Annotated in this window: 26 protein-coding genes; 9 read left to right on the top strand and 17 right to left on the bottom strand. The window is 61.9% G+C overall.

Going from position 1 to position 24,609, the window contains the following annotated elements:
* The first annotated feature begins 435 nt into the window (after positions 1-435).
* The 6 genes from BM177_RS16865 to BM177_RS16885 all read left to right on the top strand — a co-directional run bounded on the left by BM177_RS16865 (position 436) and on the right by BM177_RS16885 (position 8,378).
* Positions 436-1,188: an ImuA family protein gene (locus BM177_RS16865; RefSeq protein ID WP_091685955.1), complete on the top strand. Its 753-nt coding sequence runs from the start codon at positions 436-438 to the stop codon at positions 1,186-1,188.
* Complete coding sequence (locus tag BM177_RS16870; protein ID WP_091685957.1) at positions 1,103-2,626, top strand: Y-family DNA polymerase; 1,524 nt, start codon at positions 1,103-1,105, stop codon at positions 2,624-2,626. Before BM177_RS16865 ends, BM177_RS16870 begins: the two co-directional genes overlap by 86 nt.
* On the top strand, positions 2,623-5,865 hold the full coding sequence (locus BM177_RS16875; RefSeq protein ID WP_091685960.1) for an error-prone DNA polymerase: 3,243 nt from the start codon (positions 2,623-2,625) through the stop codon (positions 5,863-5,865). The genes BM177_RS16870 and BM177_RS16875 overlap by 4 nt, the downstream gene beginning before the upstream one ends.
* Positions 5,866-6,148: 283 nt before the next feature.
* Entirely contained in the window at positions 6,149-6,466 is a 318-nt protein-coding gene (locus BM177_RS20770; protein WP_244532401.1) for a tyrosine-type recombinase/integrase, read from the top strand.
* Positions 6,467-6,636: 170 nt separating this feature from the next.
* Positions 6,637-6,801: a hypothetical protein gene (locus tag BM177_RS20185; protein WP_175492669.1), complete on the top strand. Its 165-nt coding sequence runs from the start codon at positions 6,637-6,639 to the stop codon at positions 6,799-6,801.
* A complete protein-coding gene (locus BM177_RS16885) occupies positions 6,798-8,378 on the top strand; it encodes an SIR2 family protein (RefSeq protein WP_091685962.1) in 1,581 nt (526 codons plus the stop codon). The genes BM177_RS20185 and BM177_RS16885 overlap by 4 nt, the downstream gene beginning before the upstream one ends.
* Here the strand turns inward: BM177_RS16885 and BM177_RS21190 are convergent.
* The 6 genes from BM177_RS21190 to BM177_RS16910 form a co-directional block, all read right to left on the bottom strand.
* The gene (locus BM177_RS21190; protein WP_175492670.1) at positions 8,368-8,607 is read right to left on the bottom strand and encodes a GcrA family cell cycle regulator; all 240 of its coding nucleotides are present in this window, start codon (positions 8,605-8,607) and stop codon (positions 8,368-8,370) included. The genes BM177_RS16885 and BM177_RS21190 overlap by 11 nt on opposite strands.
* Positions 8,604-9,080, bottom strand: a complete 477-nt coding sequence (locus BM177_RS20195; protein WP_175492671.1) for a hypothetical protein — start codon at positions 9,078-9,080, stop codon at positions 8,604-8,606. Before BM177_RS20195 ends, BM177_RS21190 begins: the two co-directional genes overlap by 4 nt.
* A 186-nt stretch (positions 9,081-9,266) precedes the next feature.
* Entirely contained in the window at positions 9,267-9,956 is a 690-nt protein-coding gene (locus BM177_RS16895; protein WP_091685967.1) for a hypothetical protein, read from the bottom strand.
* Between the two features lie 69 nt (positions 9,957-10,025).
* Positions 10,026-10,520 carry a hypothetical protein gene (locus tag BM177_RS16900; RefSeq protein WP_091685970.1) on the bottom strand — a complete coding sequence of 165 codons (495 nt, stop codon included), beginning with the start codon at positions 10,518-10,520 and terminating at the stop codon, positions 10,026-10,028.
* 51 nt (positions 10,521-10,571) lie between these two features.
* Positions 10,572-11,249 (bottom strand): hypothetical protein, encoded by a 678-nt coding sequence (locus BM177_RS16905; protein WP_091685972.1) that lies wholly within the window; start codon positions 11,247-11,249, stop codon positions 10,572-10,574.
* Between the two features lie 487 nt (positions 11,250-11,736).
* Positions 11,737-12,102 carry a hypothetical protein gene (locus BM177_RS16910; protein WP_091685974.1) on the bottom strand — a complete coding sequence of 122 codons (366 nt, stop codon included), beginning with the start codon at positions 12,100-12,102 and terminating at the stop codon, positions 11,737-11,739.
* Between the two features lie 454 nt (positions 12,103-12,556).
* On the opposite strand from BM177_RS16910, the gene BM177_RS16915 reads away from it, so the two are divergent.
* Positions 12,557-13,111, top strand: a complete 555-nt coding sequence (locus tag BM177_RS16915; RefSeq protein ID WP_091685976.1) for a recombinase family protein — start codon at positions 12,557-12,559, stop codon at positions 13,109-13,111.
* Here BM177_RS16915 and BM177_RS16920 read toward each other — a convergent pair.
* The 6 genes from BM177_RS16920 to BM177_RS20200 all read right to left on the bottom strand — a co-directional run bounded on the left by BM177_RS16920 (position 13,081) and on the right by BM177_RS20200 (position 17,047).
* Positions 13,081-13,479 carry a hypothetical protein gene (locus BM177_RS16920; protein ID WP_091685979.1) on the bottom strand — a complete coding sequence of 133 codons (399 nt, stop codon included), beginning with the start codon at positions 13,477-13,479 and terminating at the stop codon, positions 13,081-13,083. The two genes, BM177_RS16915 and BM177_RS16920, sit on opposite strands and share 31 nt — an antisense overlap.
* Before the next feature lie 6 nt (positions 13,480-13,485).
* Positions 13,486-13,827, bottom strand: a complete 342-nt coding sequence (locus BM177_RS16925) for a hypothetical protein (RefSeq protein WP_091685982.1) — start codon at positions 13,825-13,827, stop codon at positions 13,486-13,488.
* Positions 13,828-13,970: 143 nt separating this feature from the next.
* A complete protein-coding gene (locus BM177_RS21195) occupies positions 13,971-14,450 on the bottom strand; it encodes an HGGxSTG domain-containing protein (protein WP_091685985.1) in 480 nt (159 codons plus the stop codon).
* A 334-nt stretch (positions 14,451-14,784) separates the two neighbouring features.
* Positions 14,785-16,239, bottom strand: coding sequence for a primase-helicase family protein (locus tag BM177_RS16935; protein WP_091685987.1), 1,455 nt, complete (start codon positions 16,237-16,239; stop codon positions 14,785-14,787).
* A 158-nt stretch (positions 16,240-16,397) separates the two neighbouring features.
* Complete coding sequence (locus tag BM177_RS16940; protein WP_091685990.1) at positions 16,398-16,682, bottom strand: hypothetical protein; 285 nt, start codon at positions 16,680-16,682, stop codon at positions 16,398-16,400.
* 221 nt (positions 16,683-16,903) lie between these two features.
* The gene (locus BM177_RS20200; protein WP_175492672.1) at positions 16,904-17,047 is read right to left on the bottom strand and encodes a hypothetical protein; all 144 of its coding nucleotides are present in this window, start codon (positions 17,045-17,047) and stop codon (positions 16,904-16,906) included.
* A 14-nt stretch (positions 17,048-17,061) separates the two neighbouring features.
* On the opposite strand from BM177_RS20200, the gene BM177_RS16945 reads away from it, so the two are divergent.
* Positions 17,062-17,292, top strand: a complete 231-nt coding sequence (locus BM177_RS16945) for a hypothetical protein (RefSeq protein WP_091685993.1) — start codon at positions 17,062-17,064, stop codon at positions 17,290-17,292.
* Between the two features lie 66 nt (positions 17,293-17,358).
* Here BM177_RS16945 and BM177_RS16950 read toward each other — a convergent pair whose 3' ends face one another.
* Both BM177_RS16950 and BM177_RS16955 read right to left on the bottom strand, forming a co-directional pair.
* Positions 17,359-17,769, bottom strand: coding sequence for a hypothetical protein (locus BM177_RS16950; RefSeq protein ID WP_139223696.1), 411 nt, complete (start codon positions 17,767-17,769; stop codon positions 17,359-17,361).
* Between the two features lie 338 nt (positions 17,770-18,107).
* A complete protein-coding gene (locus BM177_RS16955; protein ID WP_244532402.1) occupies positions 18,108-18,365 on the bottom strand; it encodes a hypothetical protein in 258 nt (85 codons plus the stop codon).
* 342 nt (positions 18,366-18,707) lie between these two features.
* Here BM177_RS16955 and BM177_RS16965 point away from each other — a divergent pair, with 342 nt between their 5' ends.
* On the top strand, positions 18,708-20,282 hold the full coding sequence (locus tag BM177_RS16965; protein ID WP_091686012.1) for an alkaline phosphatase family protein: 1,575 nt from the start codon (positions 18,708-18,710) through the stop codon (positions 20,280-20,282).
* 737 nt (positions 20,283-21,019) lie between these two features.
* Here the strand turns inward: BM177_RS16965 and BM177_RS16975 are convergent.
* From BM177_RS16975 to BM177_RS20205, 3 genes are all read right to left on the bottom strand, one after another.
* Positions 21,020-22,813: an ABC transporter ATP-binding protein gene (locus BM177_RS16975; RefSeq protein ID WP_175492673.1), complete on the bottom strand. Its 1,794-nt coding sequence runs from the start codon at positions 22,811-22,813 to the stop codon at positions 21,020-21,022.
* 28 nt (positions 22,814-22,841) lie between these two features.
* Entirely contained in the window at positions 22,842-23,360 is a 519-nt protein-coding gene (locus BM177_RS16980) for a hypothetical protein (RefSeq protein ID WP_091686006.1), read from the bottom strand.
* A gap of 241 nt (positions 23,361-23,601) precedes the next feature.
* The coding region (locus tag BM177_RS20205) for a hypothetical protein (RefSeq protein ID WP_175492674.1) at positions 23,602-24,609 on the bottom strand (1,008 nt) is incomplete at its 5' end.

Below are 24,609 nucleotides of genomic sequence, written 5' to 3' on the forward strand. Positions count from 1 at the left end.
ATATTCCGTACGGAAATTATACGGAAATGATGTAGGCGAACCGCGACGAACGCGCAAGAACTGAAACTCGCTTATTTACAGGGAGATTAGAATTCACTGACGTTCGCCGGAAAGCTGAAAACGGTTCGTTATCCCTCTTTCACGGCGAAAACAGGGGTTCGATTCCCCTTGGGCGCGCCAACGAAATCAATGAGTTAGGCGATTTCTGAGCTTCGTCTCACACAGCCGTCTCACACAAGCTTTTTTTTGCCGTGTTGCTTCGTGCGAGCACGCGCGGGCGCGATCCGTTCGCCCTGCTTCAAACACTGAACGCGAAAGACCGAGCGTCGTCGAACACCTTTGCCCGCCTTTCGATCTGGGGCCTCAATCGCTTGACTCTCGCCGTAAACGGGAACAAATAAAGAACATCGTGGTCTGGTTTATCCAAAGAGGTCCATGCGAGACGTGCGGTCCGAGCCCGCCATCAAGGCTCTGCGCGCGCAGATCGAACAGATCGAAGGCCGCAGGCGAGCCAGATCGACGCTTCCTTTCGGGATCGCCGAACTGGATTCGCGCCTTCCCGGCGGGGGCCTTGCTATTGGCGCGCTGCATGAGGTCGCGGGCGACGGCGGGTGCGGCGCGGCGGCGACGCTGTTTGCCGCCGGGATTGCTGCGCGCGCCAAAAACAAAGTTTTATGGTGCGTCAGCCGCGCGGATTTGTTTGCGCCGGGACTGGCTCAGGCCGGGCTCGCGTCCGGCCGCGTGATGTATGTCGAGGCCGGCGACGACAAGAGCGTTCTGGCCTGTATGGAGGAAGGCTTGCGTCATGGCGGCCTTGGCGCTGTCGTCGCCGAGGCGGCGCGTCTGTCCATGACAGCGTCGCGGCGCTTGCAGCTGGCCGCCGAAGCAAGCGGCGCAACGATCGCCATCGTTCTTCGGCGCGGGCGCCGGCAAGCTGGAGCAGCCGATTTCGGAGCGCCGACCGCGGCTGCGACGCGCTGGCGCATCTCGGCGCTGCCCTCGTCGCCGCTGCCCGTTCCCGGCATCGGGCGGCCGCGATGGCGGGTTGAACTGATCCGCGGCCGCGCCGGCGAAGGCGCGGAATTCGAACTGGAGGCATGCGATGCCAAGGGTCGTCTCGCTGTTCCTTCCGAGCTGGTCGACCGATCGGACGCGCCGCGCGCACGGCGAGGCGGCGCCAGCGCCTGAGACTCCTCTCGTGCTGGCCGGCCGCGAGGGCAATCGCCGCATCGTGCTGGCGGCGGATGGCGCGGCCAAGACGGCCGGCCTGCGCGTTGGCATGCCCCTCGCCAAGGCGCAAATTCTCGCGCCCGGCCTCATCGTTCAAAATGCGGACGCCAAAGCGGACGCCAAAGCGCTTGACCGGCTCGCCGTCTGGACGCTTCAGCGCTACGCGCCGATGGTCGCTGCCGATTATCCTGACGGCATTGTCATCGAATCGACTGGCGCCGACCATCTGCATGGCGGCGAGGCCGCCATGCTGGCGGGGCTGGTCGGCCGCCTTGCCGCCTCGGGATTTGCAGCAAAGGCTGCGGTCGCCGACACGCTGGGCGCAGCCCATGCGCTCGCCCGTTATGCCGCGCGGCCGACGCTGATCGCCACGCTCGGGCATGGCACGGCCATACTGGCGCCCCTGCCGCTGGAAGCCCTTCGCCTGCCGGACGCCCTCTCGAGCGAACTCTACAGGCTCGGTTTCGAACGCATCGGAGATGTGCTGGCGCAGCCGCGCGCGCCGCTCACGCTGCGCTTTGGACCCGAACTGGTCCGCCGGATCGAACAGGCGCTCGGCGAACGCGCCGAGCCGATCGAGCCGATCCGCCCGCCCGACATGATCGAGGCGCGCCGCGCTTTTGCCGAACCCATCGCCGCCGCGGAAACCATCGCCCGCGCGATCGCCCATCTCACCAGTCAGCTTTGCAAGGCCCTGGAGCTGAAGGGGCTCGGTGCACGCCGGCTCGATCTCCTCTGCCGGCGAATCGACAATCAGGCCGTGGCCGTGCGCGTCGGCCTGGCGGCGCCAAGCCACGACGCGCGGCGCATCACGCGGCTGTTCTGCGACAAAATCGAAACGATCGATCCTGGCTTCGGCATCGAAGTCATGACGCTCGCTGCGACGGTTGCTGAACCGCTGGCGCCGAAGCAGACCGTCAGCCCACTCGGCGAGGCGGCGGCGGCAGACATCTGCGATCTTGTCGACACACTCGCCAACCGCGTCGGCGAGCGAGCGATCTATCGGATCGCGCCGGTGGCCAGCGATGCGCCCGAGCGGTCGATCCGCCACATCCCAGCTCTCGCGCCAGAGACGGGCGCGACATGGTCGCCTCACTGGCCGCGGCCCGCGCGCCTCTTTCCCCGGCCGGAGAGAATCGAGACGGTCGCGCTGCTTCCCGATCATCCGCCCGCCGTCTTCACCTGGCGCGGCGTGCGCCGGCGCGTGAGGCGCGCCGATGGACCCGAGCGCCTGTTCGGGGAGTGGTGGAAGCGCGAGGTCGAATTATGCGCCGTGCGCGACTATTTCCGCATCGAGGACGAAAGCGGCGCGCGCTACTGGATTTTTCGTTCGGGCGACGGCGAGGATGCGGCGACGGGATCGCAGCGCTGGTTCCTGCATGGAATCTTCGGATGAGCCGCCCGCGCTACGCCGAATTGCAGACGACTTCGCATTTCAGTTTTTTGCGTGGGGCGTCCTCCTGCGAGGAGCTGTTTGCGGCGGCGGCCGCGCTGGGCGTCGAAGCGCTGGCCATCGCCGACCGTAATTCGCTCGCGGGCGTCGTCCGCGCTTATGAGGCCGCAAAAACCACAGGCGTGCGCCTGATCGTCGGCTGCCGGCTCGATCTCGTCGAGGGCGTCTCCCTTCTCATCTATCCGACCGATCGCAGCGCCTATTCGCGCCTGTGCCGGCTGTTGTCGCTCGGCAAGAAGCGGGCCGGCAAGGGCAGATGCGCGCTCGCCTTTGCCGATCTTGTGGCCCATGCCGAAGGGCTGATCGCGGTGTTCGTCCCCGATGCCGCGGATGAAGAGTGCGGGCTCTGGCTGCGGCGGCTGCGCGAGGCCTTCGGCGATCGGGCCTATCTCGCGCTGTCGCTGCGCCGGCGCCCCGACGATCAGCTTCGTCTGCACGCGCTCGACGCTCTGGCCGCCGCAACGGGCGTCGTGAGCGTCATCACCAATGACGCTCTCTTCCACGAACCTGGCCGGCGCATCCTGCAAGATGTCGTGACCTGCATCCGCCACGGCGTCACGATCGACGAACTCGGCGAGCGCCGCGAGCGCCATGCCGACCGTCATCTCAAATCGCCAGAGGAGATGCATCGGCTGTTTGCGCGCTACCCGCAAGCGCTGGCGCGCACGCTCACGATCATGGAGCGCTGCCGCTTCTCACTGGATGAACTCGCCTACCAATATCCCGAGGAGCGTGACGACCCGGCGCTGACCCCGCAGCAGACGCTGGAGAAGCTGACTTGGGAAGGCGCTGCCTGGCGCTATCCGGCGGGATTGCCAGACAGCGTCCGCGGCGTCCTTGTGCATGAGCTGCGGCTGATCGAGAAGCTGTGCTACGCGCCTTACTTTCTGACCGTCAATTCGATCGTGCGCTTTGCCCGCACGAAGGACATCCTCTGTCAGGGCCGCGGCTCGGCGGCGAACTCCGCCGTCTGCTATGTGCTTGGCGTCACCTCGATCGACCCTGTCGCCAGCAATTTGCTATTCGAGCGCTTCGTCTCCGAGGAGCGGCGCGAGCCGCCGGACATCGACGTCGATTTCGAGCATGAGCGCCGCGAGACCGTCATACAATGGGTGTTCGACCATTATGGCCGCGACCGCGCCGCCCTCTGCGCGACCGTCATCCGCTATCGCTCGAAAGGCGCGCTGCGGGACGTCGGCAAGGCGCTCGGCCTCACTGAAGGCCTGATCAAGACCTTGTCCAGCCTGGTCTGGGGCTGGTCGAAGGATGGCGTCGAGGACAGGCATGTCGAAGCGCTGGGCCTCAATCTATCCGACCATCGGCTGCGGCTCGCGCTCGATCTCTCTCGCCAGCTCATGGGCGCGCCGCGCCATCTTTCCCAGCACCCCGGCGGCTTCGTCCTGACAAACGATCGTCTCGACGATCTCGTGCCGATCGAACCCGCCGCCATGGCCGGCCGTCAGGTGATCGAATGGGACAAGGACGATATCGACGCCCTGCGCTTCATGAAGGTCGACGTGCTCGCCCTCGGCATGTTGTCCTGCCTGAAGCACAGCTTCGATCTTCTAGCCAGCCACAAGGGCCTGAGCCTCGACCTTGCCAGCATCCCGCAGGAAGACCCGCAGACCTATGCGATGATCCGGAAGGCCGACACCATCGGAACCTTCCAGATCGAAAGCCGCGCGCAAATGTCGATGCTGCCGCGACTCAAGCCGAAGACTTTTTATGATCTCGTCGTGCAGGTGGCGATCGTGCGGCCCGGCCCGATTCAGGGCGACATGGTGCATCCCTATCTGCGCCGCCGCGATGAATTGGAGCCCGTCGTCTACCCCAAGCCCGAACTAAAAGAGGTGCTGGGCAAGACGCTCGGCGTGCCGCTGTTTCAGGAGCAGGCCATGCGAGTGGCGATCGTCTGCGCCGGCTTCACGCCGGGCGAGGCGGACCTTCTTCGCAAGTCGATGGCGACGTTCAAACACACCGGCGGCGTCTCGGCGTTCCACGACAAGCTCATCGCCGGCATGGTCGGCAACGGCTATGAGCGGGATTTCGCCGAGCGCACGTTCAGGCAGCTGGAAGGCTTTGGCAGCTACGGCTTTCCCGAATCGCACGCCGCCTCCTTCGCGCTGCTTGCCTATGCCTCGGCCTGGCTGAAGCGATGGCACCCGGACGTGTTCTGCGCGGCTCTTCTGAATTCGCAGCCGATGGGCTTTTATGCGCCGGCGCAGCTCGTGCGCGATGCGATCCAGCATGGCGTCGATATACGGCCCGTCTGCGTCAACGCCTCGCGCTGGGATAGCGCGCTGGAGCCAGCGGGTGAGGAGGGCTGCTTTGCCGTGCGGCTCGGCCTGCGGATGGTGAAGGGGTTGGGCAACGCCCATGCGGCTGTGATTGTCGCGTCGCGGGAGGACAGGCCTTTCGCATCGGTTGACGATCTCTGGCGGCGCGCGGGCGTTCCGGTTGCAGCGCTCGTTCAAATCGCCGAAGCCGACGGCTTCAGGCCGGCGCTCGGCCTCGCGCGGCGTGAAGCCCTCTGGGCAATCCGGGCGCTGCGCGACGAATTGCTGCCGCTGTTTGCGGCGGCATCCGCTCGCGAAGGCGCGGCCCTTGCCGAGATCGACGAGCCGGCCGTCGCGCTACGGCCGATGACGGCAGGAAGCGAGGTTGTGGAAGACTATCGCCGCGTCGGGCTGACGCTGCGCGCCCATCCCGTATCCTTTCTGCGCGCGGAGCTACGCCGGCGCAGCATCGTCCCTTGCAACGAAGCCATGGCCGCGCGCGACGGCCGCTGGCTCAAGGCCGCCGGTCTGGTCCTGGTGCGCCAGAGGCCTGGCAGCGCCAAGGGCGTCATGTTCATCACGCTCGAAGATGAAACCGGCGTCGCCAATCTCGTCATATGGCCGAAAATCTTCGAGACATTCCGGCGCACGGTGATGACGGCGAGCATGATGGTCGTCAGCGGCCGCATCCAGCGCGAGGGCGAGGTCGTGCATCTCGTCGCGCGCGAGCTGTTCGATCTCTCGGCGGAACTCGCGACCGTCGGGCTCCGGGACGGCCCGTTTCCCGTGCGTCACGGCCGCGGCGACGAGGCCAAAAGCGGCGGCTTTCGTCCCGATCCCCGCGACGCCCCGCCACGAGGCCCGCATATCGACACGATCAAAGTGAAGACGCGCAACTTTCATTGACGCCAGCGTTATTCAGCGCTTCGGCGTCCTGACGCTGACGAGCTGTTGCGTGGCTGACGCCGGACCGCCGGTTAATTTGAAGTATCTGGATCGGATGGGCGCCATAGCGACAATCCCGATTCTCGACGCGAACGAAGCGCTGGCAACTTTGAAGGCCTCGCTCAATTGGGCGTTTGACCATCGGCTCGTCGACGACAATAGCGCCTGGTGACTGGTTAAACTCTATCGCAGCGCGACGTCGGCCAGCGTCCGGTTTCTGACTGCGGCCGAGCAGCAGGCGCTTGTGAACAGCGCCGAGGGCGAATTGCGCGATCTCCTTGCTCACGCCGGCGGCCGATGGAAGGCCGCAGCCTATCAGCGCGAGTTCAAGGCCGCGGTCGCGCGGGCCGAACTCAGCGACATCATGCTTCACGAATTGCGCCACTCCTACGCCAGCACGATGATGCGGGCCGGCGCGCCTCTCACGGTCGTGGCGCAGGCGCTCGGCCATTCAGGCACGCGCATGGCCGAAATGCACTATGCGCACTTGGCCCCGTCTTATGTCGCGGATACGATCCGCCGAACCGCTCTCGCTCTCGCTCTCGCTCTCGCCGAGGCGTGATCTCCTTGTCGAGACGGGCGAGCGGCCAACTACTATTGCGACGCCTCAAGGCCCTGTGGATAACCGTCCAAAACGCTTTCGTGCTTGCCGCGACCGCCTCTCGGTGTTGACGGCATTTGCTAGAAGCAAACGAACATCGGCGAGAACCCTGTTCGTTTTGAAGGTAGCAAATGCTCGATCTTGACCCCTTTGACGCGCTGGCTCTCTCTCTCCATCACAATCCGGGCGTTTTTGCGCTTCTCGTCGGATCGGGATTGTCGCGCGCTGCCGACATTCCAACTGGCTGGGATATCACAGTGGAGCTCGTCCGGCGGCTCGCCGCTACTAGGGGGTGACTGAGCACGAAGACTGGACGGCCTGGTTCCAGGAAAACTACGGCGAGTATCCGAACTACTCCGAGCTTCTCGACAAGCTCGCCAGCACGCCAAGCGAGCGCCGTGCGATCCTTCATTCCTTTATTGAGCCCCGAGAGAGCGACGAAGCGCGCCGGCCGACAAAGGCCCATCATGCCGTCGCAAAGCTTGCCGCTGAGGGCGCAATCCGCTTGATCCTCACGACTAATTTCGACAGGTTGATTGAAAATGCATTGCGAGAGGCTGGCGTCGAGCCGCTAGTAATCGCAAGCGAAGATGCGCTCGCGGGCGCCACGCCGGTAGTCCACGCAAGATGCACCGTGATCAAGCTCCATGGCGACTACCAGGACGCGCGCATCAAAAATACCGACGCAGAGCTCGCAGGTTATGCGCCAGCGATCGACGGCCTTCTGGACGAAATATTTGACCGTTTCGGGTTGATCGTAGTCGGCTGGTCAGGAGAATGGGACGCGGCGCTTCGGGCGGCGTTGTTGCGCGCGCCCTCGCGGCGCTATCCGTTCTACTGGGCGGCTCGCGGCCAAATCGGGCCGCTTGGCCAAGACCTGATCGACCATCGGGCGGGACGAAGCATCGCGATTACAGACGCAGACAGCTTTTTTGCTCGGCTCTGTGATACGGTCGATGCGCTGAGGCAGGCGGCGCGCCCACATCCGCAAAGCGTCGCTATGGCGGTTTCCCTCGCTAAGAAGTACTGTCGAGACGATCGGTACGCGCTCGAATGGGCGGAGATGCTGACCGGCGAGGTGGCCAAAATAAAGAGCTTCATAAACAGCACAGATTACCCAACCCAGCAGCTGACCGCAAAATCATTGAACGCGCTGGTGAAAAAATTTGCGGCTCTTTCCGAAGTTCTGCGCCGCGTATGCCTTGTGTGCGGTCGATGGGGAACACTAAAAGCTAATCAGGCTATCGCGCAAACTGTTCGTTCGTTGTGGTTCCGCTCACATCCGTTAGCCGGGATCACATACCTATCTGATCTTCGAGACTTTTGCGCCAGCTGCTGTTTTTATTGGGCCTTGGCCGGAGAGGTTGTTCGCGAAGATTTTTTCGCCGTATTTCATCTCATGCATGGGCAAATCAAAAACAACGGGGTGAATCAGGCGCTTGTGTCAGTGTTGCCTGTGTGGGGGCTGGTTACGGACATAGATTGGAGACAACTTGACGGCTTTGAAAGGCGTCGGACGCCTGCCAATGATTATCTTTTTACGCTGTTCAAAGATGAACTTTGCGACGCCGCGATAGATGAAGATAACGCCGAAGAGTTGTTTGATCGAGTAGAGTTGTTGATATCGCTTGAAGCCTGCCATATCCGACTTCTTGAGATCGCGGCCAACAAGCGAAGCTGGTTATGGGTCCCCCTCGGCCGGTATATGTGGAAGAGGGGCGGCGTCGCAGAGAGGTTAGCCGAGTATGACGATCTGGATAATGATCGACCTTTGTTGCAAGCCGGTCTTCTGGGCGGCTCGCCAACCTCGGCGAAACAAACTTTAGATAGAATGCGCAAGTATTTTGCGGAAAACCCTTCGCTTACTTTTTAGTTATTCTCGTGCTTCGTGATCCCAGGCGTGGGCTGCCAGACCGCACTTCGGGCTGCTTCACGCGCGGCCGAAAGGCTAGCGCCAGATGCGCCTGACGATAGGGTGAGGGGCGGAGCGCCGAAATCATCCGCTCGGCTTTGAGCTCGCCGCAAAACAGAAATTCGCCGCGCTCGACTTCGCCGACGGGCCAGCGGCATTCGGACGGGTTGAGCTCGTCAAGCGTCTTCAATGCGCCTGCGCCCGCGGCGCGGACATATCTGAGAGCGCCCGGCTTCCGATCGCCCCAACGCCGGCCGCTGCGGCGCGCGCTCCCCCTGGCCCGGCGACGCGCGCGCCTGCCGCGAGCTGATTGGCGAGATAGGCCTGCATCGCTGGCGACATGAGCGCGCGGCCGGCGATGGCCGACACAACGAGAGACGCGACGGCCGCCGCGGGATGACCAGCGAGGGCAGCGCCAACCACACCGCCGCCCTGAAGCGTGCTGATCGTGTGCATGGCCTGCTGGCGCGGAGCCGTGCCGGAATTGGGAAGCGGTGGCAGGACGCCGGCCCCGGCCCGCGCCAGCTCGGTGAGATCGCCCTGGCCCTTGACATAATCGGACTTGGACCGGCCAGCCGCGGCGATGCGGAGCTGCGCCGGCGAAATGGCCCCTTGCGCTGTCTGCTCGCCGGCGCCGCCGAGCGCCTTTTCGAGGGTTTTCATGTTGCCATATTCGCCGCGGGCTTCGACCCAGGCCGCGGCGTCGGCCGGCGAGATCGACCGCCGTCTCTTGCTGGTTCCGGATCGCGTTGATGGCGCGCAGCGCGCCGAGCGCCTTGTCCTGCCAACCGGCGGCGTCGAAAACCGCCTCGTTCTGTGCCCTAGATCGCGCGGCGTGCGGATGGCGCTTTACACAAATGGGAGGTTGTGGCTGCCGGCGGGTTGTGGCGCGTCTTTCAGATCATAGCCGAAAAGAGAAGTGAGCGGGGATGAGTTTCGGAACTTCCTCCAGCCCTCGCCGAGCCCGGCCTTTAAGCCCAAGCCGCCGAGGCCGGTGGCGAGCGAACCCGCCACATCCCAACCGTCGCCTGAGTGCGTGTCCTCGTTGAGCTTTAGGCCCAAGACGCCAGTGTCGCCGCTCTTGAAGTTGGCGATCTGCCCGAGCTGCGAGCCGTCGCGGCCCTGCGCGATGGCGTCGTTTCCTAGCACGTCGCCGAAAGCGCGGACTTTCGCCCCGGCGGTTGCTTGCTGGTTCGAATATTTCTGCGCCACACCGCGCGCGGCTGCCTCCGCTTGCTGCGTGTTGGTCGAGCCCGCGGGCGCGACGTTCGCGCCGCTCACACCCTGCGGCGCGACGGCCTGCGTAAAATAGTCGCCGAGCGACTTGGCTTTCGCGTCAGTCTGGCCGGAGAAATCGCCGTAAAGCCCGAGTGAATGGTCATTGATCGCCTTGGCCTGCGCGTCGAGCTGTTGTTGCTTGGCGAGGTTCGCGGCAAGCGTTTGCGACGTCGCGTCGGCGACTTTCCCGGCGCCGATCGAGTTAGCCGCGGCGCCGGCACCGCCTAGGGCAATTCCGGCAATTGTGATCGGATCGCACATTTTAGGCCTCTCTCAGTCGCCGGTGTTTGAGCTTCACGGGTGCTGGCGCCGCGATGGCGCAGCCGTTTGTCAGTTAATTGTGCGCGGCTCGTCCGCACCAGAAACCCAGGCGTAAAAGTCGAAGTCCTGACCTGCTTTGCCGCATTTTTGGATTGTGCTTTCAAAGGAAAGCCCGAGCGTTTCGATCCAATTATGGACGGCGCGGTAAGATGACAGAGAAGCAAATTCGATCCGATGCACGCCGGCGGCGATCCGCAGGGCGAACAGCTCGCGCGTGACGTACTTTGTCAGCGGCAACGCAATCGAGGAAAACTCATCGGTCGCGAAAAAGAGAAGCGACAGCACGTTTGGCCGGAGCTCGATAAGACCGCAGATCGCAACCGGCTTGCCGTTGAGCCCGACAGCGAAGACGTCGTCGCGGGAGCCGTAGCGCTCGGATAGCAGGCGCGCCAGGTCTTCGCGCGTGTTCGTGTGCGATACCGCCTCAAGCTCTTCGAAATCTCGCGCGCGCATCTTCAGGGCGATATCATAGACCGCTTGAGGAAGGTCGGTCTCAATTTTCATGTCTATATCGCCTTTGATCTCGGAGCGGTTGAGTCCGGAAGCTGAGCGGCGTCACTGCAATGCGCCCTTCGACCTGGCGCGCGCAGCCTCCTCGTAAGAGGCGCGTTCCCTCGCGTCCGACGCGCCAAGCTCGGCATAACAGGCGGCCCTTTCTGCCTCTTCGGCATCGCAACTCGCTTCCATCTTAATGCGGTCGCGACGCCAACGTTCAGCCTCCGCGGCCTCTACAACATACGGTGCGCGCACTTTTTCAAGTTCATCACCCTTCCGGATCGCTTCTCGGGATGCGAGTTCATGCAACAAGCCCGTCTTAAAAAAATGAAGCTCGGCCAAGGCAGCGTCCAGCATTGCCGACTTGACGGCGTCAATGGTCTTGCATTTTTTCACGAGATCGGCGGCCGGCTCTTCGTCGGTCAGCCCCCCATTGAAGCCCATCCAAGCGTAGAATTCCGCACCCTCACAAGCGACGGCGCGCAAAAGCAATAGCGTCTTTAGAGCTCTGGCTCCGTACAGAAACAGCGGCGCACGCTCGGGACAGGCGTGGTCTAACGACCCGCGCGCGTCTAGCAGGCGAACGAACAGTACCTCAAGATTGGCATCGGAAAGAACGAACTCATCATCGGCAACAAGGACATCGATCGCGGAGACCATTGCTTTGAGCGGATTTTTGTTGTGGCAGACGGCGGAAAGAGCTTTGTCGATTGCCTCAAATCTACTGCCCATCGCCATCACTCCCCTCCAGCGCTGTCAACCGCAGCGTAGCGTCGTTTGTCTGGCTTTGTCAAGTCTTGCCTGGTGTTTTTGCGCTCCTGCCGGCGTGGTGACGGGGCGGTTAAGCGTGTAGCACCTGTTGGGCTCGCGCCCGTTTATCGCGTCGATTGGCGTGTCTCGCGGCGAGGACAATCCGGCTTGGCGCCGAGAGCTGATTGAGAGCGCCAATTTCCAGCTCCGGCCAAATTTGTTCTCGCGCTCCCCGCAACAAATCCTATCGAGGGCGGTCTATCAGGCCGGGGGTCGACCAGTTCGCTGGCGCCGGCGGGGGCGCGGAAGGCCGGCGGGCTTGCGGAGATCGGCGTATGCTCCTCGCGTTTCGTGGGGTTGCCTGCGCCTGGGCATACACCCGCCGGTGCGGTCGAGGACGGGGACGAGGGCTATGAGGAGCGCGATGGGCGCTCACACTTACAGTGGTGCGGACAAAGAGCCGTGGTTGGAAGGGTCAGGCGCGCCGCCGGCGATCGATCTGGACGAACTGCCGCCGCCAGGCTTTGAGCGGCCGGCCGTCTTCGTTCTGATAGTCCGGGTTCTCAGGATCGCACATAGCCGCAGTATGCTCGTCCTCTAGGCGCTCATGCTCGGCGCGCCCGGCAGCGGCGCCGTCAACCCCGAACTCGGCGATGAACGTAGCTTCGTAGGCCTGTCGGGCGAGCCGGGACATATGGGGATCATCGCGCGCCGTGTATTCGAACAGACTCCGAAAGATTTGCCTTGTGCAGAACCGTTCGTAGGAACTCGCCGCGTATTCGGCGCTCCGCGTCAAGTTCATTTCCGCCCAGTAGTTTCCTGCGTTTAATTGTTTGCTCATAGCGGTAGCCTTTCCGTGAAATTGCGCCGCAAGGATGCTCGCCGTCCTGCGCCGTGTCAAGCCGGCAACATTGCATAATATATTGATTTTACTGGTAGTTCTGCATACTGTTGACACACAAATGGCTGTGGAAAATGCTCTCGGTCGCACGCAGACTGTTGATTAAATTCAATCTGCGGCATGTATGCCAACCTACAATCCAAGGCGCCTTTGCCCATAAAATAATTTTGTGACCTCACGTGCGGACAAGAACCGCCGAGAAATCTGATTGGTTGCGCCTTGTGCGTGGATCGCGCGGAATTGTCAGTTTATGCGCGGCTACCCTGTCCGATTTGGGTACACCCTCATGAAGCACCGCCGTGAGACACATTTCTCGTCTTAATAGGGTTGACTTTGGATTTATGAGACGACATAAGGGAAGGGTCTAGAGGCTATCGAGACAATTGAGGATGACATGGCCACTTACGGATATGCGCGGGTTTCGACGACGGACCAGGACCTTGGCTTGCAGAAAAGCGCGCTCAAGGCGGCTGGCTGTACCATCGTCCGGGCCGAGAAGATGACGGGAACGAAGCTCGCAGGCCGCACAGAGCTGCGCACGCTGCTCGACTTCATCCGCGCCGGCGACGTCCTCACGGTCACGCGCATTGATCGCCTGGCGCGCTCAATCGGCGATTTGGCGGAGATCGTGCACGAGCTCGAAAGCAAGGGCGCAGCGCTCAAGGCGACAGAACAGCCGATCGACACAAGCACGGCGGCCGGCAAAGCGTTTCTCGGCATGCTCGGTGTCTTCGCCGAGTTTGAAACCAATATCCGCAAGGAACGCCAGCGCGAGGGCATCGCCAAAGCCAAGGCCGAAGGCGTCTACAAGGGCCGCAAACCTTCGATCGACGCGGCGGCCGTGCGGCGCCTGCGCGACGTCGACGGACTTGGTCCGACAGAGATCGCCGAGCGGCTCGGCATCGGCCGCGCCAGCGTCTATCGGGTCTTGGGCGGCCCCGCGGCCTGACGCGCGCCGTACTCCGCGAGCTGCTTTGCGATGATCGCAGAGCGGTCCAGCGCGGCGGCGTAAGCCTCTCCGCGCGCGGCGATTGCCTCAGCGCCGGCATTCGTCCTTTCGGCTTCGCGGATGGCCTCCGCGGCCTCTTCGACCTCGCCCCACGCGGCCGCAGCCGCTTCGATCAAATCCGCCTTCCGGTGCCTTGATCGCTCGCGGGCAAAATAGCCGTACACGAGCGCCGCCAGGAAGGCGCCGGGAGCGGAAAAGACAATCGGCAAATCGAACCATCTGTCAGCAATGACGAACGCTGCGATCCATAGGGCGATCGGAGCCCACTCGCGCCAAGCCCTTTGGATATCGATAGCTTTTACCGGCATTCGCAATTACTCGAAAACGTCGGGCGCGTTGTCGTTTGGTATGCGCCGCTTGGCTTTTGCCTCGCTAGCGGCGAACACGCTCTCCCCGCGGCGAATAAATCGCTGTAGCTCCTCGGCGGACATTTCGGAAAGCGGCTTGTCGTCGATCTCCGCTTCCGCCTTATCAAACAGCCCGGCGGCGCGGAAGATCGAGGTCGCCGCCGTCGCGCGCGCTGGAGCCGGAGCCTTCGAGTCGTTGCAAACGGCGCGCAGGGCGGCGAACGCCTCTTCCGCCCCTTCACGCCGGATCAGCTTGCGCAGATCGGCAAGCGCTTCAAGAGGCGTTGTGCTGGATTGTTTCTTGGTCATGGAAATAGCTCCCTCAGGGTTTCGGGTGAAAACGAAATAGCGCTTAGATCGCCAGCGGAGGCCGCGGGTTGGCTTTCGAAATTTCGGGCGGCCTTGTGGCGCGGTTCTCCGCTTCCCAGGCTGCCTCGGAGGCCTCGACGAGCTCACGGAAGGCTTTGGCGTCGCGCCGCCGCTTTGCGGATGCCTGCGCGGTGCGCGACTGGTCCTGGCGTCGTCACACGCTTGGCGAACTGGTTGTCATAGGCCGCCCGCTGTTCCGGCGTCATAGCCGCCAGTTTCGCGGCGCGAGCGGCCGCCCGCTTTTTCTGGCGTTGGAAGATCATCCGTTCTTTGCGCGCCAAGGCGTCGGCGTCGGCGCCGGCGTCCGAGGGAGGGAGCTGGAGTTTGTGCCAGTTCTTTCCTTTGGGCGTCTTGCCTCCATGAAATTTACAGCGCCCGTTCGAAAAAAGCACGAGCTGCTGGCACGGCTCGCCATCGCGCTTGCGGCGGGCGCCGCACCGGCCGGCCGGGCCGGCGGCCAGGCGCTCGGCGTTGATCCGCTTCATGAGATCGGAGCAACGTTTGCGCCATGCCGGCGAGCGATGAAAGGTGTAAAGACGTTTGGCCTTGCGAGGAAAAGTCATGCGCGCCTGCCGATGCTGTTTTATCTAAAAGATGGGGCGAACTTAAATCTGATCGGCCGCCGCGATCCTGCGTTTGGGGGAGGGTTTTTTATACGTGAGACGGGTGCTACGGGTAATCCGGGTTTTTTTTCCAAAATTACTATACGGATGGGCTGGCCAAAGGGACCATGTGGTTTTACCTCTTTGCGCTAACTTTTAACTTTTAAACACACATACAAGGGCTTCGTTATCTGACTTACCATTTCACCTGTCTCACTAGTCTCATTCGGCTCTGTCTTTGATTTAATTACGTTTTTTTCGATAAGGGTTGAGCCGGGTGAGCCGGTATGACTCACTAATTTTCATCCCAATTTATCGGGGATTTAAGATGATCGCTAAAATGCTCACGACAGATCGTAAGCGCCGGCGGTAAAAATATCCGGCGCTGCGCGCCACCCGTATCACGAGGCTTGTATTCAGACTCCCTTGTCTCAATTTTCAGCATCTTCCGCAAACTTCGCCAGAACATGGAAACATCTAAAGCACGCGTATTCTTGCGTTTCGCGAAGGCTTCGTACGAACGATAAACGTCCGTCTTCTGAATTTCTGCTGGCCCCTCTTCCCCCGCAAGCTGCCCTTCGCGCAAGCAGTCGAGCAGCCAGCTATCGAGCGGCGGAAGCGTCTCGAGCTTTTGTTCGAAGAGCGCGTCCGTTTTGGGGATCGCCGCCAAATCAACACGGGTAAGATCGAAGCACTGTAAATAATGCAGAAACGCCGCCGGCCCCGACGTGTTCATTTCATGTTCGAAAGCCTCTCGTTCCGCCGTCGAATGTTTGACTGCCCGCACGTCGAAGACGCCATATCGTCGCGCGGCCGGACCGGCCGGGACAACCCAGTCTTTGTTAGAGGTCATGAGTACACGCACGCTATTCTTGCCCACGACTGCCTCAAGGCCCTTTCGTTCGATCCGCATTGTGTCGTTTGTGATCAAATCCTTGAGAACGCCGTCGCCTGTTTTGTCGCCCGCCCAGGACGCTTCGTCGGCCTGGAGCAGCAGTGTACGCTCCAAATGCGCGTTGAAGTTTCCGAGGAGGTGTCTCGGCTGAGAAACGGAGGTGTAGCGCGCAGGCATGATCTTGCCGAAATATTTTCCGACAGCGGTTTTGCCGCCGCCCTCTTCTCCTCTGAGGACCAGCGCCACGCCTGGCTTCTTTCCGGGGTTTTGGATTATGTCCGCGAAGAAGGCGACTACCCAATCGAAATGTGCTTCGTTGCCTCCGCAGACGTTGTTTTTAAGATGCGCTAGCAGCAAGTCGCAGCTAGCGTTCGCGTCCGCCGCGACACTCCACCCACGAAACAAGTTATATGCTCCGGCCACGTTTTCGCCCGGAGCGAAGACGAGTTCCTCGTAACCCCTGCGCTGACGGTGCGCTAGCCAAAGGCTCGCGACGCCTGTCTGCTTGCCGCCGACGGGCACCATATCGTTCGCGAATTTCGTCCGGAAGTCCGCAACTTTCAGGAAAGCAATTCTCGGAACTCCGTCGCGCCCGCTTGTCTCGCTCAGCACCCTGACGTTGCTGCCTAACGTAATCAACGCATGGTCTTTGTTTAGCCTTTGAACAGCCCGCTCAACCTCGTCAATCTCGGGCGCAGGCAACAAAAACGAGGGGTTGGTGAGATCGTCGCTCCACAGCCAACCAGTCTCAAGCATCTGTTCTACGAAGGCTGTTCTATCCCGGCCGACGCAATGCGAATGAAGGCAATGTACCAGAAAACCTTTGCTCTCGGCTTCTCCGGCGTTAATCGCCATTGTTGCTGTGTCAGGCTTCTCCGTCGGCGAATGCTCTGCGTCAAAGGGGCATTCAATGGCGTGCTTCCCTTCTGCGCATGATCCCCTGAAAACATCAGGAGCGCGAGTTTTAAGCGCGTCGACAATTTTGAACCGTTGCCCAAATCCTCCGGCCCACTTCATAAGATCGACGACTTTGCCAGTGCTGCGATCGGTCCAGGAACAGAGCGCTCAGAGAATGCCGCCCGGGGCCGGCCGCGTCGGCCTTCGGCAGCTCGGTCGCGGAGGAGCGCCACGCCTCCGAGCAGCGCGAATTTCATGGAAGACAGGAGGTGCAGATCAGCCTGCGGCTTTCCGGTCAGAGAAAGCTCGATCGCGATGAGATTATCGACGGCCCATTTCGTTAGCCGCGGTTCGATCATCAATTCGTCATATCGGTCCGGCGCCTGTTCGATGCGCCGCATAGCTTCCTGCAGGATAAGCTTGCGCCACGGTTCAGCGCGAGGTGACGGTGCGCTCATGATTTGGCCCCGCCTAGCTCGAGCCTCGCGGAAGCTCTCCCCTCTTTTCGCTCGTGCCTTCGGTAGGCTGCTTGCGCCAGCCGCCGCGCTACGCGTGCTGAGCGCATCCGCAGCGAGCCAAGCGGCGACGTTGCTCTGTGAATTAAGTTGAGGCTTGATCGTTTTCACAGAAAATACTCCGCATTCGTTGGCGCCGGGCTGTGGCGCGGTTGTTGCTCAGGGCCGGTCAGCGCCAAGCGCGACGGCCCGAGCTCTTCCTCAGCCTCTTCGATCGCAAGGCAGGACAGCAGGACGTCGAGCGCTCGCATGGCGTTGTTTCGCTGTGGCCGCCGCATCGGCCTGTCGTTCTCCGCGGCGCCATCAACAAGCCTTCGAAGATATCGACGGCTTCAGCCACGCCGGCGTCGGCAAATGGCAGCGTGAAGCGGCCTGCGACAGCCTCGACGCGAGCTCGGGCGCCGAGGCACTCCGGCGTATCGCAACAGGCAACGAGCAGCGCAAATGTCCGCAGGTCGCGAACGCGCCGGCCGAAAGCAGCCTCGAACAGTGCTGACGCGTTGGATTGGTCCGGGCGCCGGATTGTTGCTTGCAAACAGATCAGCCGCCCGCGTGCGGCTGGTCACGCCGCACCGCCGCTCGTGCGCCAACTCGCCCGCGCGAGTTCGGAGCGCTTGGCGCGCGCCGCCTTGCCGCGGTCCGACGGTGCCCAGGGCTCGGCGCTCCCAATCAGCTTGACGAGGCCCGGGGTCTCTACCAGCACACGCCCGGCAACGCGGCGCAGAACTAAGCGGCCCTGGCTCGCCATGCGGTAGATCGAAGTTGAGGAAATGCCGCTTACCTGACTGGCCAGTTGAAGCGGAACGAGCGGGCGTTCCGACCAAGGCAATTCATCCTTTTTGGAGGGGGAGGTTTTGCGCGTCCGCGGCACGGCGGTAGACGAACGCGGGTCTTTTGTGCTCAGCATGGTAGCCCCTCCGGTTATTGAGGATACCAAAATACCCCAGGAGATCAGTGTTGTGTAAAAACCCATTTACAAAAAATCGACCTGGGTAAGCCGATGATCGCGCATCTCAGGAGAGTTGTGCACCCCGCCCTCGTTCGCCATAGCGGGGGCGGCATATCGCTTTTTCCATTCCGTCATGACACGCTGCCAGCGAATGAGGCTTAAAATCACATCGCTGGCGGGAATGTTTGGCCGCCCCAGCGCCGCTTCCCTTACGATTTGCGGGGAAAAAGCGGCTTGAGCGGCCCTTTCACGGCGAAAACAGGGGTTCGATTCCCCTTGGGCGCGCCAGCGAAAGCCGGCTCACACGGCTTGTCTCGCGCAAGGCGTCGCGGCCACGCATCCGCCCAAGGAAAGAAGCCTCTCTAGCCCCGGCTGGGATGGCGTTTGTGATGCGCGTGGCTGCTATGCCTGTGTTTCTTGAGGCCCCAGCTCGACGCGATCGACGGTCCCGCCGTGTAGCCGACGACGCCGCCGGCAACCAGCCCGATCGGCCCTCCGACAAGGGCTCCGGCCAAGGCGCCCATCGCGCCGTCCCCGAGTCGCTCCTGCCCGTTGGCGAAGGTCGGACGGAGGAACAAAAGCGACAAGATCGCGATCGTGGCCAAATGCTTTTTCGTCATGAAAGCTCCGGGGATTTTTGCGCGACGATCGCGACGCAGAGCGCCGACCGCAATTCCCCGTAACCGCTAAAAGAGGTTCTTTTTCGGCAGGTTCTTTTTCCGGCAGGTCCTTCCGCGTGAGCGCGCGTCTCGCATGCCCGTGTCGTCTCGCCGAAAGATCGATCACTGGAAAAAACGAACATTGCAGCGGCCCTTTGAAGCCAACGATGCCGCAGACGCCGCGATCGGGACTCGCCGGTGATTTAAACTGGGACAAGCCCGAGAACGGCGGCTCCGTCATGGCTTTGCAATAAATGACTGACATATGGCTTGCAGATAAAATGGCGTTTGCGGGAGAAATTAATGATGCTGAGGAAAATGCTGATCGGCCTCGTGACCGCGGCTTCGATAGGCGTGAGCGCCCAGGCCGACGACGTCCGCCATGTGCTGCTGATCAGCGTCGACGGACTCCACGCTTTGGATGTCACCCACTATGTTGAGAGCCGTCCTAGATCGGCTCTGGCCGAATTGTCCGGACACGGCGTCACCTACACCAACGCCCGCACGCCTGCTAATTCAGATTCCTTCCCCGGTTTGCTCGCGCTGGTGACGGGCGGATCGCCAGTCTCCCACGGGATCTTCTACGACGTCAGCTATGATCGCAAGCTGTTTGATCCGACGAATACGACCTGTTCGGGAACGCCTGGCAACACGATCGTTTTCGATGAGAGCATCGACGCCTACAATGGCGTCATTTCTCTCAATAGCATCGACCCCTCTAAGCTCCCTCGTGGACGGAACAGATCTGGCGAATGCGTCGCCGTTTATCCCCACGATGCGATCAGGACGAACACAATCTTCGAAGTGGTCAAGAAAAATGGCGGTGCTACTGCCTGGGCGGACAAGCATCCGGCGTATGACCTTGTCAACGGTCCGTCCGGCAAGGGCGTCGACGATCTCTACACCCCCGAGATCACCAACGTCGGCGGGTTTGACGCCACGACCAGCGTCGATTGCACGATCGCTAACGATCAATTGAAGGTGAACGCGATCCTCAACGAGATCAAGGGCCTCACGCATGATGGCAAGCCGGGCGCCCGCACGCCGGCTGTGTTCGGCATGAATTTCCAGGCCGTCAGCGTCGCGCAGAAGCTTTCCGCCGACAAAGGCGGTTGCCCGTCAGCGAAGCACGTCGGTCAGCCGGGCGGCTACAAAGACGGTCTCGGGACGCCGACCGAGGTTCTCGCCTACGGTTTGGAGGAAACGGATGAGGCGCTGGCGAGCATGATCAAGGCGCTCAAGGATCAGCATCTCTATGAGTCCACACTGTTCATCGTCTCCGCCAAGCACGGTCAATCACCGATCAATCCCGAGAAGGTCAACAAGCCGGGACATTTCGCGGATCTCGTGGCGGCTCTTCCGGACGCCGGAAGCAGCACCGCGGCCAAGGCCATAGCGGACGCCGGCAACTGCAGCGCCGGAGCCTGCGGGTTCGTCCAGGATGACGATATCGCGCTGATCTGGCTCGCGGATCAAAGCAAGACGAACGAGGTGGCCGCTTATCTCAACACGAACGCCAAGGCGCTATTTATCGACGAAGTGCTCGCTGGAGACGAACTCAAGTTAAAGTTCAACGATCCGGCGCACGACAGCCGCACGCCGGACATTATCGTGCAGCCGCAATACGGAACGATCTACACAACATCAAAGAAGAAAAACGCCGAGCACGGCGGATTTAGCTTTGGCGACGCCAATGTCGCTCTGATCGTCTCCAATCCGCGCCTGCGCGAGGCCGTAGTGAAAACGCCGGTCGCGACCTCTCAGGTCGCGCCGACGATCCTGCGGGCGCTTGAGATCGATCCAAACTCCCTGAATTCGGTCCAGGTCGAACACACCGACATTTTGCCCGGCCTCTGGAATGGTTCCGATCATCACTAACGATGGAAACACTTATAGAAAGGGCTCGACTTAAATCCGGGCTTTTTCACATGCAGGAAATTTCCGGCGCCGCATTCCGTAACGACGGCGCCGCAATCACGTCTCCCGAATAAAAGGCGCCCGACGACGGGCGCCTTTTCTCTATCCGAGGCGAGCCAGGACGCGGAGGCGATGTCGCCTGCGCTTGTCGTTCGTTACGGCGCGCCCCAACATTCCTCCAGAGCGGCGCACATGGCGACGAACACCTCCCGCGCGATTTGCCCGAGACACTCCTCGTGAAATCTGGCTTCGCCTGATAAATGAGATGAAAGCGCAACGCAGCGGCGCCGGCTTCCGTCATTTCATTGCTGATTTCAGCGCCCTCTGGAGATTTTATCTGGTTCATTTTTTCCACTCTCCTCACCTTGTCTTAGACGCTGCATTGGCATGTACGCGACGATGACTCTCTCGTGTCGTTCCCACGAATCTCGCGCTGCGACGACGCGCGCCGATATCGCAAGCGCGCCCGTGAGTCTCGCTGAGGCGTCGAACCGCGCATTTCAGTCCGTCTACAGACAGCCCCTCGAACAGCAAAGGATGAGTCAGGTCGGCCATCTCGAAGTCCGAAGCGTTCAAGAGCCGCGCTTCGGGACCTCCTATCGCTCATGAGCATTTCCCGGCTCGACGCTCATGAACGCGGTCTTTGGCGCGTTTCCGGATTCGCCGCCCAAGTGTCGCGCCCGATGCGGCCGCCGATCTCAGCGCCGCCAGCGGCGGGCGAGCCTGTCAGGGAAGGTCTCCGCGCGCCTTGTTTCAGAAACAATCCTCCCCTGATCCAGCCTGATCACCCTGTCGCAGGCGGCGATGGCTGAAGGGCGGTGCGCGACGATGAGGATGGTCAGGTCGCGGCCGAGGGATTCGATCGCATCGATCACGGCCGCCTCGGTTTCTTGATCGAGGGCGCTCGTCGCCTCGTCGAAGACAAGGACGTCCGCCAGCTTGTAGAGCGCGCGCGCGATGCCGATGCGCTGTCGCTGACCGCCCGACAGCCTCACGCCGCGCTCGCCTACAGATGTGTCATAGCCCCCAGCCAGCTCGCCGATGAAACCGTCGATGTCCGCCTGGCTCGCGGCCTGACGCACGCGATCCATGTCGATTTCCCCGAGCGGGACGCCGAAAGCGATATTTTCCGCAATCGTCGCGTCCGCAAGATAGATAAACGGAGGCACATGGGCGATCCGCGCCTGCCAATGCGGGATCATTTCGGCGTCGAGACTAAGTCCATCGACCCGCAAAGCGCCTCGCGTTGGTTGAAGCAGTCCCATGAACAGATCCATCAGCGTGCTTTTTCCGCTGCCCGTCTTGCCGGTGAAGCCGACCCGTGCGCCTTTTTCGATCGACAGCGAGATATCGCGCAACACCGGCGGCCCCGCCGCGGAATATTCAAAGCACACCGATTGAAAGGCGACGTCGCGCTCGAACGGCAGTCTGGCTCTGTCGGCCGGAGCAAGGCTGGCCCTCGGGATGGGCCGATCGAGAATATCGAGAACGTCAAACAGCATCTGGCGATTGCCGGCGATCTGCGCCCAGCTGTAGTACATCGACTGAAACAACGGCAGGAGCCGCTGCGCGCTGATGGCGAGCGCCCCCAGCACAGGAAGCGCGGCGGCGACGCCGCCCGGACGCCCGCTGAGGATCATCGTCATGCCGGCGACCAGCGCCATTCCGAACGCCTCGATCACAAAGCGCGGCGACGACCCGATAAAGAGGCTTCCGGCCTGCGCTTCCTGGAGCGCCCGATCGGCGGCCGCGAACTTTCCAGTATAGACCTGCTGCGCCCGGTCGATCAGCACATCCCTAATTCCGCCAAGACCCTCCTGGATGGTCTGGACGCGCTGTGACGCCGCCGCGGCGGCCGCCTTGCCGTAGGCGCGCAGCCGGCGGCGCGCCGCATAGGCGACCGCAAGGTACATGGCGGCAAAACAGAATGTCGCGGCGAAGGCCGTTCGCGCGTCGATCGCGACAAGAGCGGCGAAGATGAAAAGCCCGATCACCGCTGCGGAGACAATCTGCAGCACGGGAGACAGAACGCCGAAGATCACGCTTTGCACCTTCCCGACGCCTGCGATGATTTCGCTCGTGTTGTGCGCGACATGATAGCTGTAGGGTTGATGCAGGGTCCGGCGATACACTTCGACGCTGAGATCATGTCCAAGCCGCGACATGACTCTGTGGTTCATCCGGATCAGCGCCAGCCTCACCCCTCCGGCGAAAATCGCCGCAAACGCAAAAAGAAGGGTCGCGGGAAACAGCATCGCCTGCCGATCGTGCCACCCGAAAACATCAAGCAGGATCGGGGCGAGACGATGCGGGAGCGCCGCATCGGGATTGGCGATCAGCGTCAGAAACGGCAGAATCGCTCCGATCGTCATCACCTCGGTGAGCGCGCTGAGCGCCATCAAGGCCGCCACCGGCGCGAGTTGTCTGCGGCGGGCCGGCGAGAAATGCCTGTAGAGGCGCGTCATCGCGGCGGCGAGACCGCCGGCGAACACGCGCGGACCGCCGCCTGGACACATCAGATCAGCGATTGTCGCGCTTCGCCTGCATGTTCTTGTTGTGCTGGCTGATGGCGCCCAGCTTCGCGCCGTCGCGCGCCCGACCCGGCGTTTTCTCCTTGGCGCGAATTCCGAGATTCGCCGTCTGCGACGCGGGGCGGCCCGGCGCCTGCGCGCGGATGCGGCGCATCTCCAGCGCGCGCGCGACGCTGTCCTTCATCGCCTCGCGCGCCGCCTTGGCTTCGCGGCGGGTGGTTTCCCGGTTGAGACGCTGCATGGCCGCGGCGAGCACGTCTCGTTTTTCCCGTGATCCCGTGTCGTCCGCGGCGGCCTGCGCCCCCCTGGGATCGGCCTTGCCGCGCATTTCCCGGCGCTGGCGCGCGGCGATCTGGCGCGCACGGTCGCGCCTTTCGCGCACGAGCTTGCGCAGTTCCGCAAGATCCTTGTCGGATAAAAGACCAAGCGCGGGATGATGACTGTCCTCGACAAGCTTGGCTTCATCGACAGTCAGCAACTGCCGTTCCCGCCGAACGCTCCGACCCATCACGCGCCTCCTCTCGATATGGGGCCATGAGCCCCAATGGATGCGGCCGACATTGCGTCATAACCGACAAATCGGCAATAGCGTGTTCTCTTGAAGCGTCGCATCAGGATCTCTTGCATGAAGGAACGCCGCGCAAGAAGGAGGCGGACTGGCCGCCTCCTCATTTTTCCGAAGAGAGAAACCAAGAGTTCGCATCGGAAGATCCAGGGCGGCTTACGACGCGTCGGCGCGGCGAACGACCTCAATCCTTTCCGACGTTTGTCGAGGTTGAAATCACCTTTGTCGAGCTCCAGATCGGCGTGTCGGTCATGAAGGTCGACTGGAAGCCGCTGGTGTTCGGCGACGTCGCGTTCCAGATCACCGTGGCGTAAGCGCCTCCGGTCAGTTTGTAGTTGACCGGGCAGTTCGCGCAGCTGTTGCCCTGGAACACCGAGCCGAGGAGCGGCGTCTCGTTCGTCTCGACAAAGGGCGCGCCGGCGTATTGATAGGCGAGCCAGGCGGCGTAGCCCTCCGCGAAGGGAAAAAGCGACAGATTCGTGCCGGGGCGCGCCGTCACCTGATTGTTGCGCACCTCGACCGTATCGACGCTGCGGCCGAAGAGAGTCTTTTGATCGACAAGCCTGAAAAATATGTTGATGTAGGCCGGATAGTATCCGGATTTGTTCGTTATGATATTGTTGTTGATCTCGATATTTCGATAAGCGCTAAACGTCTTCCATGAGTTTTTTGTCTTTTGCGATGGACTGAGATATATGCCGCCATTGTCGGTCAATTTATTGCCGGTCACCGACACGTTGAGGAACGTGCCGTCGTACATGGCGACGCCAAAGGGGTTGCCGCTCATGATGTTGTTGCGAATGATGACATTGAGGTACGACGGCTGCGCGATGACGAAATGGTCACCGACCGCTGGTAGCGTATCGAGAGGCTTGTCCATCCTGAAGGCGTTGTTCGCCGATGCGACAATATTTCGCCACTGACCGGCGCCCTGTCCGCTGACGATCACGATCACGGACGGCTTGGCGGGATTGTAGTTCCAGGTCTTCGAGCCGCGAGAACTGTCGGTGATGCTGAGCGCGTCGGCCGCCGTCACCGAACCGCTGTCTTCCCTCGGCCACGCGGAGCCAGCCTCGCTCAATATCGTTTCGCCATCATTCCAGTTGTATTTGATGACGCCGTCCGCCGTGTCGAAAATGTTGTTCTGGATGACCGAATTGGTCCCGAAATCGGCGGAGATCTGACGTCCCGG

This window comes from Methylocapsa palsarum (assembly GCF_900114285.1).
GTDB lineage: Bacteria > Pseudomonadota > Alphaproteobacteria > Rhizobiales > Beijerinckiaceae > Methylocapsa > Methylocapsa palsarum.

What these genes read in the sequence shown, in the direction of transcription:
- BM177_RS16865 (WP_091685955.1), top strand. Translation starts at nt 436, where the DNA reads ATGCGAGACGTGCGGTCCGAGCCCGCCATCAAGGCTCTGCGCGCGCAG.
- BM177_RS16870 (WP_091685957.1), top strand. Translation starts at nt 1,103, where the DNA reads ATGCCAAGGGTCGTCTCGCTGTTCCTTCCGAGCTGGTCGACCGATCGG.
- BM177_RS16875 (WP_091685960.1), top strand. Translation starts at nt 2,623, where the DNA reads ATGAGCCGCCCGCGCTACGCCGAATTGCAGACGACTTCGCATTTCAGT.
- BM177_RS20185 (WP_175492669.1), top strand. Translation starts at nt 6,637, where the DNA reads ATGCTCGATCTTGACCCCTTTGACGCGCTGGCTCTCTCTCTCCATCAC.
- BM177_RS20195 (WP_175492671.1), bottom strand. Translation starts at nt 9,080, where the DNA reads ATGAAAACCCTCGAAAAGGCGCTCGGCGGCGCCGGCGAGCAGACAGCG.
- BM177_RS16895 (WP_091685967.1), bottom strand. Translation starts at nt 9,956, where the DNA reads ATGTGCGATCCGATCACAATTGCCGGAATTGCCCTAGGCGGTGCCGGC.
- BM177_RS16900 (WP_091685970.1), bottom strand. Translation starts at nt 10,520, where the DNA reads ATGAAAATTGAGACCGACCTTCCTCAAGCGGTCTATGATATCGCCCTG.
- BM177_RS16905 (WP_091685972.1), bottom strand. Translation starts at nt 11,249, where the DNA reads ATGGCGATGGGCAGTAGATTTGAGGCAATCGACAAAGCTCTTTCCGCC.
- BM177_RS16910 (WP_091685974.1), bottom strand. Translation starts at nt 12,102, where the DNA reads ATGAGCAAACAATTAAACGCAGGAAACTACTGGGCGGAAATGAACTTG.
- BM177_RS16915 (WP_091685976.1), top strand. Translation starts at nt 12,557, where the DNA reads ATGGCCACTTACGGATATGCGCGGGTTTCGACGACGGACCAGGACCTT.
- BM177_RS16920 (WP_091685979.1), bottom strand. Translation starts at nt 13,479, where the DNA reads ATGCCGGTAAAAGCTATCGATATCCAAAGGGCTTGGCGCGAGTGGGCT.
- BM177_RS16925 (WP_091685982.1), bottom strand. Translation starts at nt 13,827, where the DNA reads ATGACCAAGAAACAATCCAGCACAACGCCTCTTGAAGCGCTTGCCGAT.
- BM177_RS21195 (WP_091685985.1), bottom strand. Translation starts at nt 14,450, where the DNA reads ATGACTTTTCCTCGCAAGGCCAAACGTCTTTACACCTTTCATCGCTCG.
- BM177_RS16935 (WP_091685987.1), bottom strand. Translation starts at nt 16,239, where the DNA reads ATGGCGATTAACGCCGGAGAAGCCGAGAGCAAAGGTTTTCTGGTACAT.
- BM177_RS16940 (WP_091685990.1), bottom strand. Translation starts at nt 16,682, where the DNA reads ATGCGGCGCATCGAACAGGCGCCGGACCGATATGACGAATTGATGATC.
- BM177_RS20200 (WP_175492672.1), bottom strand. Translation starts at nt 17,047, where the DNA reads ATGCGAGCGCTCGACGTCCTGCTGTCCTGCCTTGCGATCGAAGAGGCT.
- BM177_RS16950 (WP_139223696.1), bottom strand. Translation starts at nt 17,769, where the DNA reads ATGGGTTTTTACACAACACTGATCTCCTGGGGTATTTTGGTATCCTCA.
- BM177_RS16955 (WP_244532402.1), bottom strand. Translation starts at nt 18,365, where the DNA reads ATGACGAAAAAGCATTTGGCCACGATCGCGATCTTGTCGCTTTTGTTC.
- BM177_RS16965 (WP_091686012.1), top strand. Translation starts at nt 18,708, where the DNA reads ATGATGCTGAGGAAAATGCTGATCGGCCTCGTGACCGCGGCTTCGATA.
- BM177_RS16980 (WP_091686006.1), bottom strand. Translation starts at nt 23,360, where the DNA reads ATGGGTCGGAGCGTTCGGCGGGAACGGCAGTTGCTGACTGTCGATGAA.